14 protein-coding genes are annotated in these 19,290 nt (G+C 45.5%); 8 read left to right on the forward strand and 6 right to left on the reverse strand.

What is annotated here, in order from left to right; translation table 11 throughout:
• Positions 1-198: 198 nt before the first annotated feature.
• From BCT49_RS23125 to metF, 3 genes are all read left to right on the forward strand, one after another.
• Positions 199-1,380: an O-succinylhomoserine (thiol)-lyase gene (locus tag BCT49_RS23125; RefSeq protein ID WP_102306776.1), complete on the forward strand. Its 1,182-nt coding sequence runs from the start codon at positions 199-201 to the stop codon at positions 1,378-1,380.
• Between the two features lie 2 nt (positions 1,381-1,382).
• The gene (locus tag BCT49_RS23130) at positions 1,383-3,794 is read left to right on the forward strand and encodes a bifunctional aspartate kinase/homoserine dehydrogenase II (RefSeq protein ID WP_102438468.1); all 2,412 of its coding nucleotides are present in this window, start codon (positions 1,383-1,385) and stop codon (positions 3,792-3,794) included.
• A gap of 320 nt (positions 3,795-4,114) precedes the next feature.
• Positions 4,115-5,014 (forward strand): methylenetetrahydrofolate reductase, encoded by a 900-nt coding sequence (metF, locus tag BCT49_RS23135; RefSeq protein ID WP_029223209.1) that lies wholly within the window; start codon positions 4,115-4,117, stop codon positions 5,012-5,014.
• A gap of 120 nt (positions 5,015-5,134) precedes the next feature.
• On the opposite strand, the gene BCT49_RS23140 is transcribed toward metF, so the two are convergent.
• The 3 genes from BCT49_RS23140 to argE form a co-directional block, all read right to left on the reverse strand.
• On the reverse strand, positions 5,135-5,674 hold the full coding sequence (locus BCT49_RS23140; RefSeq protein WP_017104637.1) for a PadR family transcriptional regulator: 540 nt from the start codon (positions 5,672-5,674) through the stop codon (positions 5,135-5,137).
• A gap of 373 nt (positions 5,675-6,047) precedes the next feature.
• Positions 6,048-8,684 carry a phosphoenolpyruvate carboxylase gene (gene ppc, locus BCT49_RS23145; RefSeq protein ID WP_198595896.1) on the reverse strand — a complete coding sequence of 879 codons (2,637 nt, stop codon included), beginning with the start codon at positions 8,682-8,684 and terminating at the stop codon, positions 6,048-6,050.
• 252 nt (positions 8,685-8,936) lie between these two features.
• Complete coding sequence (gene argE, locus BCT49_RS23150) at positions 8,937-10,073, reverse strand: acetylornithine deacetylase (RefSeq protein ID WP_009848891.1); 1,137 nt, start codon at positions 10,071-10,073, stop codon at positions 8,937-8,939.
• A gap of 153 nt (positions 10,074-10,226) precedes the next feature.
• On the opposite strand from argE, the gene argC reads away from it, so the two are divergent.
• From argC to argH, 4 genes are all read left to right on the forward strand, one after another.
• Complete coding sequence (argC, locus tag BCT49_RS23155) at positions 10,227-11,231, forward strand: N-acetyl-gamma-glutamyl-phosphate reductase (RefSeq protein ID WP_017063685.1); 1,005 nt, start codon at positions 10,227-10,229, stop codon at positions 11,229-11,231.
• Between the two features lie 12 nt (positions 11,232-11,243).
• A complete protein-coding gene (argB, locus tag BCT49_RS23160; protein WP_102438470.1) occupies positions 11,244-12,032 on the forward strand; it encodes an acetylglutamate kinase in 789 nt (262 codons plus the stop codon).
• 113 nt (positions 12,033-12,145) lie between these two features.
• Positions 12,146-13,357 carry an argininosuccinate synthase gene (locus BCT49_RS23165; protein WP_102438472.1) on the forward strand — a complete coding sequence of 404 codons (1,212 nt, stop codon included), beginning with the start codon at positions 12,146-12,148 and terminating at the stop codon, positions 13,355-13,357.
• A 347-nt stretch (positions 13,358-13,704) separates the two neighbouring features.
• Positions 13,705-15,579 (forward strand): argininosuccinate lyase, encoded by a 1,875-nt coding sequence (gene argH, locus BCT49_RS23170; protein ID WP_017086009.1) that lies wholly within the window; start codon positions 13,705-13,707, stop codon positions 15,577-15,579.
• 253 nt (positions 15,580-15,832) lie between these two features.
• Here the strand turns inward: argH and BCT49_RS23175 are convergent, their stop codons facing one another.
• Positions 15,833-16,081, reverse strand: a complete 249-nt coding sequence (locus BCT49_RS23175; RefSeq protein ID WP_102314086.1) for a DUF3624 domain-containing protein — start codon at positions 16,079-16,081, stop codon at positions 15,833-15,835.
• 87 nt (positions 16,082-16,168) lie between these two features.
• Here BCT49_RS23175 and BCT49_RS23180 point away from each other — a divergent pair, with 87 nt between their 5' ends.
• Entirely contained in the window at positions 16,169-16,516 is a 348-nt protein-coding gene (locus BCT49_RS23180; RefSeq protein ID WP_004729674.1) for a RidA family protein, read from the forward strand.
• Between the two features lie 97 nt (positions 16,517-16,613).
• Here the strand turns inward: BCT49_RS23180 and BCT49_RS23185 are convergent, their stop codons facing one another.
• The gene (locus BCT49_RS23185) at positions 16,614-18,080 is read right to left on the reverse strand and encodes a dihydrolipoyl dehydrogenase (RefSeq protein WP_102438474.1); all 1,467 of its coding nucleotides are present in this window, start codon (positions 18,078-18,080) and stop codon (positions 16,614-16,616) included.
• Between the two features lie 308 nt (positions 18,081-18,388).
• Positions 18,389-19,117, reverse strand: a complete 729-nt coding sequence (locus tag BCT49_RS23190; RefSeq protein ID WP_017073712.1) for a glutathione peroxidase — start codon at positions 19,115-19,117, stop codon at positions 18,389-18,391.
• Positions 19,118-19,290: the final 173 nt, after the last annotated feature.

Raw genomic sequence — 19,290 nt, forward strand, 5'->3', positions numbered from 1 at the left:
CATCACTTTAGTTGTTAGAATAAATTAATAGTGGTGATTTTAGCGGGATTTACTGCCATAAGCAAAGACATATGGACGTCTAGAAGTGTTGACGTCTCACGTTTATGAAAGTAAAGTGAATAACATATATCTAACACAGCCGCAAAATGCCGACAAGCAGCTGTGATTCTCAGACGCAAAACTTGTAAGGAAGCACCTATGAGCAGCCGGAAGCCAGCAACCATCGCAGTACGTACTGGTATCGAGTCAGACACGCAACACCATGCCGTTGTCCCACCTATTTATCTTTCGACTAACTATGGGTTTCCCGCTTTTGGTGAAGTGCCAAAGTATGATTATACCCGTTCTGGTAACCCAAACCGTGGTTTATTAGAAACGGCACTGTTCGAGCTTGAATCGGGCAAAGGTGCGGTTGTTACTAACTGCGGTACTTCGGCGCTTAACTTATGGGTTTCGGCTTTCTTAGGTGGTGATGATCTTATTATTGCACCACACGACTGCTACGGCGGCACTTACCGTCTGTTTAACACACGCTCACTCAAAGGTGACTTCAAAGTTCTGTTTGTTGATCAATCGGATCAAGCAGCGCTGGATGCGGCGATCGCGCTTAAGCCAAAGTTGATCTTAATTGAAACACCATCGAACCCATTGGTTCGTGTGGTTGATATTGCAGAAACTTGCCGCAAAGCGAAAGAAGTGGGTGCACTGGTTGCTGTCGACAACACGTTTTTGACTCCTGTGTTCCAAAAGCCTTTAGAGCTGGGTGCTGATTTTGTTATCCACTCAACCACTAAATATATCAACGGACACTCGGATGTTATTGGTGGCGTTGTGGTTACCAAAACTGAAGAGCACGCTGAAGAGTTAGCATGGTGGGGCAACTGTATTGGTGCGACCGGCACACCATTTGATAGCTACATGACGCTACGTGGTATTCGTACGCTAGGTGCGCGTATGCGTGTTCACGAAGAGAGCTCACGTGAAATTCTGACGGCTCTGCAACAACAAGACCTGGTTGGTACGATTTACCACCCAAGCCTGCCTGAACATCCGGGTCACGAGATCGCGAAGAAACAGCAGTTGGGCTTTGGTTCCATGCTGAGCTTTGAGTTTGCGGGCTCTTTTGAAGCGCTTAAATATTTTGTCGATAAGTTAGAGCTATTTTCTTTGGCTGAATCACTGGGTGGTGTTGAAAGCCTGATTTGTCACCCTGCGTCGATGACTCACCGTGCGATGGGCGAAGAAGCTCTAGCAGAAGCGGGTGTTTCTCAACAACTACTGCGTCTTTCTGTTGGCCTTGAAGATGCAGAAGACCTAATCGACGATCTCAAGCAAGCTTTCGAAAGAACACAAGGCTTTATCGCTGAAGGGGAGGGTTAATAATGGCAACCTTTCGCCAGCTACATAAATTTGGTGGCAGCAGTTTAGCGAACCCTGAATGTTACCAACGCGTGGTCAACATTCTTAGAGAATACTCATCAGCAACGGATTTAGTCGTTGTATCGGCGGCAGGTAAAACGACCAACCGTTTGATTGAGTTTGTTGAAGCGCTCGATAAAGATGGTCGTATTGCGCATGAATGCCTACAAACCCTTCGTCAGTTCCAGCTTGAACTGATTGAAGCATTGCTTGAAGGTGAAGCCGCTTCTCAACTAACGGCAACCATTCAACAAGAATTTACCGCTTTGGGTGAGCTCACCGCTCCCTTAAGCGAAGCACAAAAAGCGCAAGTGCTTGGTCATGGTGAGGTTTGGTCTTCACGTTTGTTGGCGACGTTGTTGTGCCAGCATGACTTACAAGCGGTTGCTCAAGACGCACGTGCCTTTTTACGTGCAGAAGCGGGTGCTCAACCTGAAGTCGACCGCGCACGCTCTTATCCTCTGATTAAAGAAGCTTTAGCGCAGCATGCGCATTGTCGCGTGGTGATTACGGGCTTTATGGCTCAGAACTGCGAAGGTGAAACGGTACTGCTTGGTCGTAACGGTTCGGATTACTCAGCAACCGTGATTGGTGCTTTGGCTGAAGTTGAACGCGTGACAATTTGGAGTGACGTAGCTGGTGTATACAGCGCTGATCCTCGTTTGGTTTCGGATGCGTGTTTACTGCCTCTGCTTCGCCTTGATGAAGCGAGTGAGTTAGCTCGTTTAGCGGCTCCAGTGCTTCATAGCCGAACGTTACAGCCTGTCGCTCAAAGTGCTATGGATTTAAGCTTACGCTGCAGCTATCAGCCAGAAGCGGGCTCTACACAGATAGAGCGTGTACTGGCATCGGGTCGTGGTGCAAAAATTATTACCTCTTTGGATGAAGTTCTTATCGTGCAGCTGACTTTTGGTCACGGCCATGACTTTGACCGTCTAGAGAGTGAAGTCCTTGAAGGGCTTAAGCGCGCTCAATTAGAGCCGCTTGCTTACGAGCTTGAACCGGATCAGCACTGTCTGCGCCTTGCTTACACAGAAGAGATCGCTGGTGGCGCTCTGGAATATCTACAAGACCACGCGATTGAAGCTGAGATTAAGCTCAAAGAAGGTTTCTCTCTGATTGCGGCGGTAGGTGCGGGTGTGACTAAAAACCCGAACCATTGCTACGGTTTCTACCAGCAGCTCAAGAGCTCGCCAGTTGAATTCATTTCAGAAGCGAACTCTGGCTTGAGCTTAGTGGCTGTGATTCGTAAGAGTGAGACATCAAGCCTAGTGAAAGGCATTCACTCTCAACTGTTCCAAGCGCAGAAGCGTGTTGCGATTGCTTTATGTGGTAAGGGCAACATTGGTTCAAGTTGGTTAAGCCTGTTTGCTGAGCAAAAAGCGGAACTTGAAAAGCGTCGTGGAATGAACTTTGAATTAGTTGCGGTAGTTGATAGCCAAACCTATTGGTTCGACGACCAAGGCATTGATGCGACTTCAGTTGGTAAACGCTTTGACGACGAAGCAATTGCCAACAACGGCAACGACTGGCTAGAACGTTTAGGTTCTATTCAGGGCTACGATGAAGCGGTTGTTTTAGATGTTACGGCGAGCCCTGTGCTTGCAGCAAAATACCTGCAAGTCGCACAACAAGGTATTCACCTGATCTCGGCTAACAAGGTGGCAGGTTCTGCATCAAGCGAGTATTACCATCAAGTGCAAGATGCTTTCGCTAAGATCAGCCGTCATTGGTTGTACAACGCGACAGTAGGTGCTGGCTTACCGATTAACCACACGGTACGTGACTTGCGTGAAAGTGGCGATGACATCATTGCGTTGTCTGGCATTTTCTCGGGCACGTTGTCGTGGTTGTTCCAACAGTTTGATGGCACAGTGCCGTTCAGTGAGTTGGTCGACTTAGCATGGCAACAAGGCCTGACTGAACCAGACCCTCGTGCTGATCTAGATGGTTCAGACGTAATGCGTAAACTGGTGATTCTGGCGCGTGAATCGGGCTTAGACATCGAGCCTGAAAACGTAAAAGTGGAATCACTGGTACCTGAAGAGCTGCAAGACCTGTCGGTGGATGACTTCTTTGATAAGGCTTCAGTGTTGAGCGAAGAGTTGGCTGAACGCTTAGAGAAAGCGCACTCTCAACAGAAGGTTCTGCGTTACGTAGCGCGTTTAGAGAAGAATGGTAAGGCAACGGTAGGTGTTGAAGCTCTATCTAAAGAACACGCTCTGGCGAACTTACTGCCTTGCGACAACATCTTTGCGATTGAGAGTAAATGGTATAAAGATAATCCATTGGTTATTCGTGGCCCAGGTGCAGGTCGTGAAGTGACGGCTGGTGCGATTCAGTCGGATCTAAACAGAATGTCTAGCCTGTTTTAATACTTAGAGCGGTTGGCTTAATAGTCAGATCAATTGCTTTAATACTCAGATAAATTGTTTTAGCACGTAAATAGCATACTATTCACTAAGATAAATAAGGCTGAAAGCACGATGTGTTTTTCAGCCTTTTTTCTACATTATTTCTGCTTTGCGACCCATCTAACGACTTGAGTTTTCCTCACGATCTACTTGAGAAAAATTCATAATCGATCTGTTGACATTAAATCGTATTCAATACATTCTACAGACATATAGACGTCTAAACGGCGTTCGAAGGATTTAAGATTTTTAGTGGTTGCTTTTGCCACAGGGAGAGTAAGATGGGATACACACACGCAGGCCATATCGACGCTTTGAATCAGAATATCGCTGAGCTTTCTGACAACATTAACGTGTCATTTGAATTCTTTCCACCAAGCAGCGAGAAGATGGAAGAAACACTGTGGAACTCTGTTCACCGTCTTAAAACACTTCAACCAAAATTTGTATCGGTAACCTATGGTGCAAACTCGGGCGAACGTGATCGTACCCACTCAATCATTAAAGAAATCAAAAACCAAACTGGCCTAGTGGCAGCACCACACTTAACGTGTATCGATGCGAGCCGTGAAGAGCTGATTCAAATTGCCGACGATTACTGGGCAAATGGGATTGAAAGCATTGTTGCGCTGCGTGGTGATATTCCTGCTGGCGGCGGTGCTCCAGAGATGTATGCCTCTGATCTCGTTGAACTGCTTAAATCGCGCCATGATTTTGATATCTCGGTAGCGGCATTCCCTGAGGTTCACCCTGAAGCAAAAAGTGCTCAATCTGACCTTATCAACCTAAAACGTAAAGTGGATGCGGGCGCAAACCGTGCTATTACGCAGTTCTTCTTCGATGTAGAGAGCTACCTACGTTTCCGTGATCGTTGTGTGGCGGCAGGTGTTGATGTTGAGATTGTACCGGGCATCTTACCGGTGTCTAACTTCAAGCAAGCGTCTCGCTTTGCAGCAATGAACAACGTTAAAGTACCAGGTTGGATGGCGAAGCAATTTGAAGGCTTGGATGATGATCCAACGACTCGTCAGTTAGTAGGCGCGAGCCAAGCGATTGATATGGTTCGTACTCTGAGCCGTGAAGGTGTGAAGGACTTCCACTTCTACACGTTAAACCGTGCTGAAATGACTTACGCGCTTTGCCATACGCTAGGCGTTCGTCCACAAATTGCTGCGCTGTAGTTAAAGCGTTTGTAAAAAGCCTCTGGTTGTAAAATTTCAAATCCTACAGATACAAAAAAGGCTTGGACTCTAAGAGTTCAAGCCTTTTGCTTTTCTAGCTTCTAGCTTCTAGCTTCTAGCTTATGCGATAGCACCAAGTTCAAGCAGTACTTCTTCAGCCCATACAATCCATGCTTCACGGATCAGTAGGTTGCGACGAAGTGTTAGACGCTCAAGGCGCGCTTGCTTGTCTAGCGTTGATGGTGTTGCGTAGTAAGCCGCTTCAATCTCTTTGTAGTGAGAAACCAGCTTGCGAGACTCTTCTACTAGCTCAGCAAGTTGTACACGGTATGGGTCAGATGCTTGAACAGCACAAGCCATTAGCTTAGCTGAGAATTCATCACGAACCGTTGGGTGTGCAGTCGGTTGTTCAAACCATTCACCTAGAGCGCCACGACCAGCGTCGGTGATAGAGTAAACTTTACGATCAGGTTTGCCTTCTTGAGGTTCAAGCACGCAAGTTACTTGATCGTTCTGAGCCATTTTATTTAGCTCGCGGTAAACTTGTTGGTGGCTAGCTTTCCAGAAGTAACCAATGCTTGCTGAGAATTCTTTTGTGATATCGTAACCAGTAGCATCGCGTGTACTTAAAACGGTTAGAATTACGTGTGGTAATGACATGTCTGAAATCCAAATGGTAAACAGTAAACAAATACTTAAACAACAAGTGTGCTTCTTGTGGCACGTTATATTGGTTATGTTTAAGTAGCACCAACTGGGTCGTTGGTTATGTCACCTTATAAAGCCGTTTATCACCTAGGTTGACCGATTTCTTGGTCAAACTGCTGCAGATTATTTTATTGGAGTGTTTCCGCAGCGGAGCAGTAGTATATCTAAATAATAAGCATAAAGTAGAATACATGGACAAAATAACCCAAAAAACTGACAAAAAACTCAATAGTCGTTATTTTTTGAAATAAAAAGGTCACACAAGGCGACCTTTTGTTCTTTTTTTAGATGTAAATGCTGATTAGGTTATAGTAGGGATCACTAATTAACCGGTGTTTCGCATGCCTGCTGCAATGCCCGCAATCGTCACCATTAGCGCTTCTTCTAGCTCTGCTGGTGGTGTTTCACACTTACGAGTACGGTAAAGCAACTCAGCTTGAAGCATGTTTAGTGGCTCAACGTAGATGTTACGTAGGCGAATCGATTCAAGTCCCCAAGGGTCACTCTGCATCAGGTTCTCGTTGTTTTCTACATTCAGCACAGCTTTGATGTCTTTCTGCAGTTGTTCACGCAGTAATTCACCTAACGGCAGCAGTTCTTTATCAACAAGACGTTGATCGTAGTACTTAGCGATTTCCATGTTGCACTTCGAGTACACCATTTCCAACATGCCCAGACGAGTCGAGAAGAATGGCCACTCGCGACACATCTCTTCAAGCAGTGCTTGATGACCTTGGTCAACGGAATATTGAATCGCTTCACCAGCGCCCAACCATGCTGGAAGAACCAAGCGGTTTTGGCTCCAAGAGAAGATCCATGGAATCGCACGTAGGCTTTCTACGCCGCCGTTCGGATTACGTTTTGCAGGACGAGAACCAAGAGGCAGTTTGCCCAGCTCGAGTTCAGGCGTTGCTTGACGGAAATAAGGGACAAATTTCTCTTCGCCACGAACCACGTTACGGTAAGCCTCACAAGATACTTGGGATAGCACTTCCATTAGGTCGCGCCACTCTTGTTTAGGCTCTGGTGGCGGCAGAAGGTTCGCTTCTAGAATCGCACTTGCGTAAAGGTTGAAGCTGTTTACGGCAACATCTGGTAAGCCAAGCTTAAAGCGGATCATTTCGCCTTGCTCAGTAACACGTAAACCGCCTTTCAAGCTCTTAGGTGGCTGAGAAAGAAGAGCAGCGTGCGCTGGCGCACCACCACGACCAACTGTTCCGCCACGGCCGTGGAATAGAGTCAGTTCGATGCCTTCTTCATCACAAACCTTAACCAACTTGTCCATCGCATCGTATTGAGCCCAACCTGCAGACATTACGCCGGCATCTTTTGCAGAGTCAGAATACCCAATCATCACCATTTGGTGGTTTTGGATAAAGCCACGGTACAAATCGATGCTCATTAGCTGTTTCATTACCGCTTCTGAGTTGTTCAAGTCGTCTAGCGTTTCGAACAGTGGACATACGTCCATGCGGTACGGACAACCACATTCTTGCAGAAGCAAGTGAACAGCCAGTACATCCGATGCAGTGCGAGCCATTGAGATCACGTAAGCACCAAATGCTTCACGAGGTTGGGCCGCAACCACCTTACAGGTGTCCAAAACCTCTTTGACCTGTTCAGAGGGCTCCCAATCGCGTGGTAGCAGTGGGCGTTTTGAGCTTAATTCATTGGTTAAGAAAGCAACCTTGTCTTGCTCGCTCCACTGGTCGTAATCGCCAATGCCTAGGTAGCGAGTCAGTTCAGACAGCACATCTGAGTGACGTGTACTTTCTTGACGAACATCGAGACGAACCAAGTGCACACCGAATGCTTTCAGGCGACGCAGGGTATCAAGCAGAGAACCGTCCGCGATGACGCCCATGCCACATTCGTGCAGTGATTGGTAACACGCGTAAAGCGGTGTCCAAAGTTGGTCGATGTTCTGTAGTGTTTCTTTCTTCGGTACTTCAGCGTCGTGCAGTTTTGCATCAAGCACTTCTAGCGTGTTGCTCAGCAGAGTACGTAAGCTCTTCAGGATGGCACGGTAAGCTTCGTGCTCATCGCCAGCCAGCTCACGAACGGCATCATTACACTTGGTCATCGACAGTTCGGTAATCAGCTCGTTCACGTCACCTAGGTAAAGATCAGCGGCTTTCCAGCGAGATAGGCGCAGTACTTCTTTGGTGATGGTGTGCGTTACGAATGGGTTACCATCGCGGTCGCCACCCATCCAAGATGAGAAGTGTACTGGGCGAGCATCGATTGGTAAGCCTTCACCAAGGTAACCTTTTAGTCGGCCATCCATATCACGTAGGAAATCAGGCACGGCTTCCCAAAGAGAGTTTTCTACAACCGCAAAGCCCCACTTAGCTTCATCAAGTGGTGTTGGGCGTTGTTGACGAATCACATCAGAGTGCCAACCTTGAGCAATAAGCTGCTCTAGGCGACGTTCGGTTTTCACACGCTCTTTGTGTGATAGGTCGCTTAATTCTAATTTAGACAGACACTCGTTGATTTTAACCAACTTGTTGATCATGGTGCGACGAGTGATTTCTGTTGGGTGAGCAGTCAAAACGAGTTCGATGTTCAGGTCGCGAACAGCTTGAGCCGCATCTAGCTTGCTGATGTCGTTTTGGTTTAATTTGGAAAATAGAGATTGCAGCACATCTGGTTCACAAACATGCTCCTCACAGTGGCGAGAGATCGTGTGGTATTGCTCTGCCATGTTGGTGAGGTTGAGAAATTGGTTAAATGCACGAGCAACAGGAGTGAGTTGTTCGTTCGGCAGGTTTTTGATTTCTTCAACTAGGCTGTCACGGTCAGCTTTGTTGCCTGCGCGGGCGGATTTGGAAAGTTTACGGATAGTTTCCACTTTCTCTAAGATAACGTCACCATGTGCATCTTGGATTGTGTTACCTAGCAAGCGTCCCAGCATGCTTACGTTACTCTTGAGAGCGGCGTATTTCTCGTTCATTGTCATCCTGCCTCGTAAAAAAATTACATCCATTGTTCCTTGTTAAGTACACAATCTAGCGAAAAGTGCTGTATCTAGTCAAATAAAGCATTCTAAGTTTGCAATTATTAGGTTTAAAAATGCGGGAGAAGTAAATTTTTCAAAACTTAGGGAAAAAGTGAAATTTAATTACAAGATTGCGGCTATATCAGGGATGGCAGAATAAAAGCCACTTTTTAGGGTGGCTTTTATGTGAATGTTCGGATTGAGAAGTAATAACTAGAAACAATATTTACGGATGGATTTACTCAGAACATCAATTGTTGGGTCAATAAAATCGAAGCTTAAGAACTCATCCGGTTGGTGAGCTTGGTCAATTGAGCCTGGACCTAACACCAGTGTTGGACATAATTCTTGAAGGAAAGGTGCTTCAGTACAGTAGTTCACGGTTTGAGATTCAGTTTCACACACTGATTCCATGCCACCGATAAATGGATGATCGTGCTGACACTCGTAACCCGGAATAGGTTCGTGCAGTGGAGTAATCTCAATTCTGCCCGGCCATTTTGCTTCTACTTCTTTCAGTGCGCTACGCAGCATGTTATCCAAACCATCTAAGCTGATGCCCGGTAAGGGACGAACATCATAGTGCAGTTCACAACAACCACAGATACGGTTCGCGCTGTCGCCACCGTGGATATGACCAAGGTTTAGAGTAGGGCTTGGAATCGCAAAACCTGGGTGATGGTACTCCTTGACTAACTTGTCACGCAGCTGCATTAAAGCAAACAACACTTCATGCATGATCTCGATAGCGTTGACGCCTAAAGCGGGATCTGAAGAGTGACCTGATTTACCCGTTACTCGTACAGCATTGGCAACATGACCTTTATGACCACGAATCGGCACAAGGCTGGTTGGCTCACCAATAATGCAGTAGTCCGGTTTAAACGGCGCATTTTCAGTGAAATGACGTGCTCCCAGCATAGTGGTTTCTTCGTCACAGGTTGCTAGTACATAAAGTGGCTTGGTCTGCTTGCTCCAATCCATCTTCTTTGCAGCTTCATAAACGAAAGCGAAAAAGCCTTTCATATCGGCGGTGCCCAATCCGTAGAAGCGGTTATTGTGCTCTGTCAGTGCGTGAGGGTCGAAGTTCCAACGTCCTTCGTCGAATGGCACGGTATCACTGTGTCCTGCAAGCAATAAGCCCCCTTCACCAGAACCCATCTTTGCGACCATATTATGCTTGCCGGGTTCGACCTCTACCACCTCAACGCTAAAGCCTACGTCTTTAAACCATTGAGCCATTTTTTCGATCACTTTCTCGTTGCCATGATCCCAGCTTGGATCGGTCGAGCTAATGGAGTCGGTGGAAATCAGGCCTTTATAGACCTCAAGAAAACTCGGTAATTGCATAATAACTTCACTTCTACTATTGACAGGAAAACCATAAGTCGGTAAAACACATATTAAATCATATTTAATGCATAAGAAATCAAATAAAGCTAAAAATTAAGTATGAATAGTCAAATTTGAAATGTAACTTACCTCAAGAATGGATGTGTTGAGATGTTGAAAACCACGATCATTGGCGCAAGCGGCTACACCGGAGCAGAACTGGCTCTAATGATAAACAGACACCCTGAGCTCACGCTATCAGGTTTATATGTCTCAGCCAATAGTGTAGACGCAGGTAAACCTATTGCGGCACTGCACGGTAAGTTAGCTGGCTTGATTGATATGCCAGTACAACCATTAACGAATCCAGAAGAAGTGGCAAAGCAGTCTGATGTGATTTTCTTAGCTACTGCACATGAGGTAAGTCACGACCTGGCGCCAATCTTTCTAGAGAACGATTGCCAAGTGTTCGACCTATCAGGTGCATTCAGAGTTAAAGGCGAAAACTTCTATCAAGAGTTTTACGGTTTTGAACATCAACACGAACAATGGCTAGACAAAGCGGCTTACGGTTTAGCTGAATGGAACGAACAAGAAATTAAAGAAGCTCAGCTTGTTGCTGTCGCGGGTTGTTATCCAACGGCATCACAATTGGCGATTAAGCCTTTAGTTGAAGCAAAGTTACTGGATGAGAATCAATGGCCAGTGATTAACGCGACTAGTGGTGTTACTGGAGCTGGTCGTAAGGCGACTATGGTCAACAGCTTCTGCGAAGTGAGCTTGCAAGCTTATGGCGTATTCAATCACCGTCATCAACCTGAAATGGCTGCACATTTAGGATGTGATGTGATTTTCACCCCGCACCTCGGCAACTTTAAGCGTGGCATTTTAGCAACCATCACCATGAAACTGGCTGAAGGTGTGACAGAACAACAGATACAAGATGCCTTTGAGCAAGCTTATCAAGGTAAGCCAGCAGTGAGATTACTCGAAGAGACATTGCCAAGAATTCAAGATGTAGAACAAACACCTTTCTGCGACTTAGGTTGGAAGGTTCAAGGTCAACACATCATCGTTGTTTCAGCGATTGATAACTTATTAAAGGGTGCATCTAGCCAAGCGATGCAGTGTTTGAATTTACGTTATGGTTTTGCGCCATTAACTGCGTTAGTGTAAGGAAATCTAGATATGAGCCTTAATAATCAACCATTAATCATAAAGTTAGGTGGCGCTGCGCTATCTTGTGGTGAAACACTTAGCAAGTTATTTGGTGCTATCTCTGCTTACCAACAGCAGGCACAGCGACCAATCGTGATCGTTCACGGTGGTGGTTACCTTGTTGATGACCTGATGAATAAATTGAACCTTGAAACCGTTAAGAAAGAAGGGTTACGTGTTACCCCTTATGATCAGATCCCAGTGATTGCTGGTGCGCTAGCGGGCACAGCCAATAAATTACTTCAGGGTCAGGCGATTAAAGACGGTATCAATGCCGTTGGTTTGAGCCTAGCAGACGGTGGCTTATGTAAAGTCAGCGAGCTGAACCTTGAATTGGGTGCAGTAGGTAAAGCTGAGCCGGGCGACTCAACCGTCCTGCAAGCCATCCTTAATACTGGTGCATTGCCAATCATTAGTTCTATTGGTCTGACTGATCAAGGGCAACTGATGAACGTTAATGCCGATCAAGCCGCGGTTGCCGTTGCAGGCGCACTTGATGCTGAACTGGTACTGCTTTCTGATGTAAGTGGCGTGTTGGATGGTAAAGGGCACCTGATTCCAAGCCTTAATCAGCAACAAGCCGATGACCTCATCACAGGAAAAGTCATTACTGACGGCATGATCGTTAAGGTTAAAGCTGCACTAGAAGCCGCTAACGACCTCGGACGACCAATCGAAGTCGCCACTTGGCGATACCCAGACAAACTGACACAACTTTTTTCAGGTAAGAGCATCGGAACACAGTTTTTACCTCAGTAGGCCTCACTACGAGTCACTACTTAAAGAATTTAGACAAACTAAATAAACATATAATTATGAAGTCATTTCCAACGCTGACCGCCATGTGCAGTATGGAAATTAGGAGAAAGAAAATGAGCAAAGTTAACGTAAAGAAAGTTGTAGTAGCCTACTCTGGCGGTCTAGACACATCAGTAATCATTCCATGGTTGAAAGAGAACTATGACTGCGAAGTTATCGCATTTGTTGCTGATGTAGGCCAAGGCGATGAAGAGCTGATTGGTATTGAAGAGAAAGCAAAAGCTTCTGGTGCTTCTGAGTGTTACATCGCTGACCTTAAAGAAGAGATGGTGGCAGATTACATCTACCCAACGCTAAAAACAGGCGCTTACTACGAAGGTAAATACCTACTAGGTACTTCAATGGCTCGTCCAATCATTGCGAAAGCTCAGGTTGAAGTTGCACGTAAAGTCGGTGCGGACGCGTTATGCCACGGTTGTACTGGTAAGGGTAATGACCAAGTTCGTTTTGAAGGCGCATTTGCTGCTCTAGCACCGGATCTACACGTAATTGCACCTTGGCGTGAGTGGGATCTAGTGAGCCGTGAAGAGTGTCTAGATTACCTAGCAGAGCGTAATATCCCTTGTACGGCTTCTCTTACTAAGATTTACTCGCGTGATGCAAACGCATGGCACATCTCTACAGAAGGTGGCGTTCTAGAAAATACATGGAACGCACCTGATGAAGATTGCTGGGCTTGGACTGTAGACCCAGAGCAAGCGCCAAACGAATCTGAAACTGTGACGCTTAAAGTTGAAAAAGGCGAAGTGGTAGCGGTTGATGGTGAAACAATGACGCCATACAACGCACTGGTTTATCTAAATGAGAAGGGTGCTAAGCACGGTGTTGGTCGTATCGATATCGTAGAAAACCGTCTTGTTGGTATGAAGTCTCGTGGTTGTTACGAAACTCCAGGTGGCACAATCATGATGGAAGCACTGCGTGCAGTAGAACAGCTGGTTCTTGATAAAGCGGCATTCGAATTCCGTGAAGAGCTAGGTGTTAAAGCTTCTCACCTTGTATACGACGGTCGTTGGTTCACTCCGCTATGTAAGTCAATTCTTGCAGCAACAGATGAGCTAGCACAAGAAGTGAATGGTGAAGTGGTTATCAAACTTTACAAAGGCCATGCAACGGTGACTCAGAAGCGTTCTGATAACAGCCTATACTCAGAAGAGTTTGCAACCTTTGGTGAAGATGAAGTTTACGACCAAAGCCACGCTGAAGGCTTCATCCGTCTTTACTCGCTATCAAGCCGTATCCGTGCTTTGAATAGCCAAAAGTAATCCTAACAATGAGTTAGCGAGCTAGCCTTTAGCGGAAGATTAAAGGCCAGTAAACTGACATTATTATGCAAAGCCCATTTACTACTAAACAGTGAATGGGCTTTTTGTTTTCTATTCGCTTAATAAATCAGCTTCAGCTTTTACCGTTGAATGGCATATAATTCGCGCTCCACGCTGAAAATAATCAATGGAATGATCTTTTGGTGAATAAATATGTGAAAATAATGAATTAATACTTTATTTTCATTTTGAATTGCCGTAAGTTTAAACCATCAGAAAAATACTGAATCTTAATCAGAATTATCATTTGCAAAAACAGTGAGCACTGTGCAATTAGGAGATACACAATGGCATTATGGGGCGGTAGATTTACCCAAGCAGCAGACACGCGGTTCAAAGATTTTAACGATTCTCTTCGTTTTGATTACCGATTGGCTGAGCAAGACATTGTGGGCTCTATTGCCTGGTCAAAGGCTCTACAATCGGTCAATGTTCTAACAGAAGAAGAACAGCAAAGACTAGAGCTTGCACTGAACGAGCTAAAACTCGAAGTGATGGAAGACCCTGAACAGATCTTACGTTCTGATGCAGAAGATATTCACAGCTGGGTTGAGCAACAACTTATCGGCAAAGTCGGTGATTTGGGAAAAAAACTTCACACTGGCCGTTCTCGTAATGACCAAGTAGCGACTGACCTTAAACTTTGGTGTCGTCAGCAAGGTAATCAACTGCTACTCGCGCTTGATCGTCTACAAAGCCAAATGGTGAATGTTGCTTCTCAGCATCAAGAAACCGTGCTTCCTGGCTACACTCACTTACAACGTGCTCAGCCGGTAACTTTTGCTCACTGGTGCTTGGCTTACGTTGAAATGCTTGAGCGTGATTATTCTCGTTTGAATGATGCGATTAAGCGTCTAGATACATGTCCGCTGGGTTCTGGTGCCCTCGCAGGAACCGCTTACCCGATGGACCGTGAAGAGTTAGCTCACAACTTAGGTTTCCGTCGTGCAACGCGTAACTCTCTAGATTCAGTTTCTGACCGTGACCATGTGATGGAGCTGATGTCGATTGCATCTATCTCAATGCTTCACCTTTCACGTCTTGCAGAAGATATGATCTTCTACAACTCAGGTGAATCAAACTTCATCGAGTTAGCTGATACCGTGACTTCAGGTTCATCTCTGATGCCACAAAAGAAAAACCCTGATGCGCTAGAGCTTATCCGTGGCAAAACTGGCCGTGTATACGGTTCATTAGCCGCAATGATGATGACAGTGAAAGCACTGCCTTTGGCTTACAACAAAGACATGCAAGAAGATAAAGAAGGTCTGTTTGACGCTTTAGACACTTGGAATGATTGTATGGAAATGGCTGCTCTTTGTTTTGACGGCATTAAAGTGAACGGTGAACGTACGCTTGAAGCGGCGAAGCAAGGTTATGCAAACTCAACAGAACTGGCTGATTACCTAGTCGCGAAAGGCATTCCTTTCCGTGAAGCTCACCATATTGTTGGTGTGACGGTAGTTGCTGCTATTGCTAAAGGTTGTGCATTAGAAGAATTAACCATCGCAGAGATGAAAGAGTTCTCTGAGGTGATTGAAGATGATGTGTATGACATCTTGACCATTGAATCGTGCCTTGAGAAACGTAGCGCGCTAGGTGGTGTATCACCGAAGCAAGTCGCTTACGCGGTTGATCAAGCTGAGAAGCGTTTGTCACAGCGTGATACTTCCATTGTTAAAGTTCGTCCGGCTCGTTTGACCGATATCGAATCATTGGAAGGCATGGTGGCCTATTGGGCCAACCTCGGTGAAAACCTACCTCGTTCTCGTAATGAACTGGTGCGTGATATTGGCTCGTTTGCGGTCGCTGAGCATCATGGCGAAGTAACAGGTTGTGCATCACTCTATGTGTATGACTCTGGTTTAGCGGAAATTCGTTCGTTGGGTGTTGAAGCTGGTTGGCAAGGTCAAGGGCAGGGGACTGCAATCGTGCAACACCTTGTTGAGAAGGCTCGCCAAATGGCAATCAAGAAGGTGTTCGTACTGACTCGTACTCCTGAGTTCTTTATGAAGCATGACTTCTTACCGACATCGAAATCTCTGCTACCTGAAAAGGTATTGAAAGATTGTGATCAGTGTCCTCGTCAACATGCATGTGATGAAGTGGCGTTGGAAGTGAACTTGGTAGAGCAGATTATCGCTAAGGTGAATGTTGCATAAAGCATTGATTTTATAGCTCCTAAAAAAAAGATCAAAAATCTGATCTTTTTTGGGAACAAACTAAGAAAAGTCCGGTCTATTAAAGTACCACTGCTTTTTCTTAGAATTTTCTAAGAAAGCCCTAGAATCGATTGGTTCTGGGGCTTTTTTCTATCTGCTGTTTGGGAAATGAGGATGGGAAGCTAAATCGAGGCACTATTGGGTCATTGAATCGAACATCTAGCTATTATCGTTTACCTAACAAAGCCCTCTGCTAACGCTTCTTTTTCCTTAGAGGAAGCACCAAAAATTTCATTATCCAATGCAGTGACAGCAAACTACTGAATGCCAACGCAGCCATCATCAAGGCGATTGCATTGATGGTTTTCGGGTCTTCTCTGAAAAATAACCACCATGCTCCCCAACTTACTAGCGACAATACCATCAGTTGGTTCATACAACGTTGGCAGCGACCGAGTTTGTTGAAGATTTTTTCATTTTTATTGCAATGAACACATGTCATCTTAGGCTTAATTCGCGTTATGCTTGTTGCCTTGATAATACCACGTCACAAGATATTGGATCACGGTGACATAGAGAGAGAAGATCGATGATTGAGCGCCAAGAAACTAAGCAACGCATGAGCCGTATTGTTAAACACAACGGTACTATCTACCTATGTGGCCAAGTTTGTGCTGATGCAACCAAAGACATCACAGAACAAACACAGACAATGTTAGATAAAGTTGAGGCCCTACTTGAGCAAGCAGGCAGCGACAAAGAGCACATGCTGTCAGCAACGATTTACTTGAAAGATATGAAAGACTTCCAAGAAATGAACGCAGTATGGGACGCATGGGTTCCTGAAGGTCACGCTCCAGCTCGCGCATGTGTTACTGGCGACATGGCTCGCGAAGCGCTACTGGTTGAGATCTCTGTGATTGCTGCTGAGAAGTAATTCTCTAGTCTTTAGATACAAGCAAAAACAAAAAGGAAAGCCAGTGGCTTTCCTTTTTAGTATCTAGCGTTTGCTCATTGCTAACGATAGTCTGAGATTAACAACCAGGACCGCAATCTAGACAGTGTTTCACCATCTCTGGACCTAGGTGCAGTTTCGCATTGAGGTCACGTAGCGCTGTTCGTACACCCTCTTCAATTACTGGGTGGTAGAACGGCATATCTAGCATTTCAGAAACTGTCATCTTGTTTTGGTGTGCCCATGCTAACAAGTGAGCCAAGTGTTCTGCGTTTGGTCCCATCATTTCAGCACCAAGGAAACGACCTGTACCTTGCTCGCCGTAAACGTGCAGAATACCTTTGTTGCGTAGCATCACTCGTGAACGACCTTGGTTCTCGAAAGACACTTCACCGGTTGCGAAACAACCACATGTGCCTAAGCGGGTGGTGATTTCTTTGTACGTTTCACCAACCATTGCGATTTGCGGGTCAGAGAATACCGCTGAGATTTTAGAGCGGCGTAAACCAGCACGAATCTCAGGGAAGCGACCTGCGTTGTCACCTGCAATGCGTGCTTGATCTGCTGCTTCATGTAGCAGAGGCAGTTGGTTACTTGCGTCTCCAGCAATAAAAACTGATGGTAGCGATGTTTGTAGCGTGTAGTGGTCGGCGATTGGCACACCACGTTCATCAAGCTCTAGAGAGGTATTCTCTAGGCCAAGTTTATCTGTGTTTGGACGACGACCTGTTGCTGCTAATACGTACTCAACGATGTTAGTCTCTAGTTCACCTTGCTTATTGATGAACTGGATTTCGACGCGCGCTTCACCTGATTCAATGGTAATACGCTTCATGCTTTCGATTTTTACGTCGGCATCTAGGTAGAACTCTTCATTGAAGGCTTTGTCTGCGTAAGCCATGATCTCTGGGTCGGTTACTGGGCCAACTTGACCACCTAAACCGAACAGTTTTGTTTTCACACCCAAGCGGTGTAGTGATTGACCAAGCTCTAGGCCAATAACACCTGGGCCAAATACCGCAACCGACTCTGGTAAATCATCCCAGCTGAATACGTCATCGTTAATGATCAGACGGTCACCCAGTTCATTCCAAACTGCAGGGTATGCAGGGCGCGAACCTGTCGCGATAACGATGCGCTTAGCGGTCACAACCGTGTGGTCATCAATTTGTAGCGTGTTGTCGTCCAAGAATTTTGCGTAGCCAGAGATCTTGTCTTGCTCTGGGATTTCATCAACGCCTTCTAAAACAAAACCAACAAAACGGTCACGTTCAAACTTCACTCGGTCCATCACTTCACGGCCGTTAATCACGATATCACCTTGTGGGTGAACGCCAAAAGCCGGAGCTTTCTCGATGTGATGTACGCTTTCTGCAGCTGCAATAAGCAGTTTAGATGGCATACAACCAACACGAGCACAGGTTGTACCGTAAGGGCCGCCTTCAATCATCACGACACTGTCAGTGTGTGCTTTTGCAGCGCGGTAAGAACCTAGACCTGCCGTACCGCCCCCGATAACTGCTACATCTACATTGACTTGTTTCATAATAATTTTCTCGCAATGGCTAAATTTAGTGTGAACGGACCCCTCCAACTCTGGTGATTTTTTGAGAGTTAGGATTGCGGGTCAGTTTTGTGATTCTGTTTTATTAGGTTTAGCTTGTGATTCAGCTTTTTGTTACTAACTGCTTCTTGTTACTAACTATAGGATAGTTAAAAGTTAGCGAGTCAGAAGCTGCATCTTTTTCCAAAGCTCAGATAAGAGTGGTTTGGAATAGCTAACCCACAAGAGGGTGGGTTAGCTGGTATTACTTAGGTTATTTAATTGCTAAGCGTTTATTAGCGACTAAGTGATTAACCTAGGAAAGCTTCTAGTTCTTCGCTACCACCGATGTGTTTGCCACCGATGAATACTTGAGGAACTGTTGTGCGACCAGAGATTGCACGTAGGCTTACTGTTGTTGCGTCTTTACCTAGAACCACTTCTTCGTAGTTTAGACCTTTGTCGATTAGGTTTTGTTTCGCTTTCATACAGAAAGGACAGCCTGGCTTAGTGAATACTGTGATTGACTCTTGCTCTTTGTGTTCAGGAGCAAGGTAGTTAAGCATAGTATCAGCATCAGAAACCTTGAACGGGTCGCCTGGTACGTCTTCTTCGATGAACATTTTTTCTACCACGCCGTTTTTAACCAGCATGCTGTAGCGCCATGAACGCTTGCCGAAGCCGATGTCGTTCTTCTCAACTAGCATACCCATGCCGTCTGTGAAGTCACCGTTGCCATCTGGGATGAATGTGATTTTTTCAGCTTCTTGGTCAGCTTTCCATGCGTTCATTACGAACGTGTCGTTTACAGAAACACAAAGGATGTCATCAACGCCGTTTTCTTTGAACACTGAGTGCAGTTCGTTGTAACGAGGTAGGTGGCTTGAAGAACATGTTGGTGTAAACGCACCTGGTAGGCTGAATACGATAACTGTCTTGTCTTTGAATAGCTCTTCCGTCGTTACGTTAACCCATGCATCGCCTTGGCGAGTTGGGAATGTTACTTGAGGGATTGATTGACCTTCTTTAGATGCAAACATATTGATTTCCTTAAATAGTATTTTTAATTTTGTTCTATCAGAGCTTAACGTTTTTCTTTGCTCTGTTTCGTTTCGTTGAGCCCATTATTAGATAAATCCTTTGATAGCTCTAATCGTTTGATGTTATGGTTTTGATAGGTAAATTCTATCAAGAGCGTTTTATTGTAAAATGT

This window comes from Vibrio lentus (genome assembly GCF_002875945.1).
Lineage (GTDB): Bacteria > Pseudomonadota > Gammaproteobacteria > Enterobacterales > Vibrionaceae > Vibrio > Vibrio apostichopi.

What these genes read in the sequence shown, in the direction of transcription:
- argE (WP_009848891.1), bottom strand. Translation starts at nt 10,073, where the DNA reads ATGCAATTACCGAGTTTTCTTGAGGTCTATAAAGGCCTGATTTCCACC.
- BCT49_RS23180 (WP_004729674.1), top strand. Translation starts at nt 16,169, where the DNA reads ATGATTGAGCGCCAAGAAACTAAGCAACGCATGAGCCGTATTGTTAAA.
- metF (WP_029223209.1), top strand. Translation starts at nt 4,115, where the DNA reads ATGGGATACACACACGCAGGCCATATCGACGCTTTGAATCAGAATATC.
- BCT49_RS23175 (WP_102314086.1), bottom strand. Translation starts at nt 16,081, where the DNA reads ATGACATGTGTTCATTGCAATAAAAATGAAAAAATCTTCAACAAACTC.
- BCT49_RS23190 (WP_017073712.1), bottom strand. Translation starts at nt 19,117, where the DNA reads ATGTTTGCATCTAAAGAAGGTCAATCAATCCCTCAAGTAACATTCCCA.
- ppc (WP_198595896.1), bottom strand. Translation starts at nt 8,684, where the DNA reads ATGACAATGAACGAGAAATACGCCGCTCTCAAGAGTAACGTAAGCATG.
- BCT49_RS23185 (WP_102438474.1), bottom strand. Translation starts at nt 18,080, where the DNA reads ATGAAACAAGTCAATGTAGATGTAGCAGTTATCGGGGGCGGTACGGCA.
- argC (WP_017063685.1), top strand. Translation starts at nt 10,227, where the DNA reads ATGTTGAAAACCACGATCATTGGCGCAAGCGGCTACACCGGAGCAGAA.
- argB (WP_102438470.1), top strand. Translation starts at nt 11,244, where the DNA reads ATGAGCCTTAATAATCAACCATTAATCATAAAGTTAGGTGGCGCTGCG.
- BCT49_RS23165 (WP_102438472.1), top strand. Translation starts at nt 12,146, where the DNA reads ATGAGCAAAGTTAACGTAAAGAAAGTTGTAGTAGCCTACTCTGGCGGT.
- argH (WP_017086009.1), top strand. Translation starts at nt 13,705, where the DNA reads ATGGCATTATGGGGCGGTAGATTTACCCAAGCAGCAGACACGCGGTTC.
- BCT49_RS23130 (WP_102438468.1), top strand. Translation starts at nt 1,383, where the DNA reads ATGGCAACCTTTCGCCAGCTACATAAATTTGGTGGCAGCAGTTTAGCG.
- BCT49_RS23140 (WP_017104637.1), bottom strand. Translation starts at nt 5,674, where the DNA reads ATGTCATTACCACACGTAATTCTAACCGTTTTAAGTACACGCGATGCT.
- BCT49_RS23125 (WP_102306776.1), top strand. Translation starts at nt 199, where the DNA reads ATGAGCAGCCGGAAGCCAGCAACCATCGCAGTACGTACTGGTATCGAG.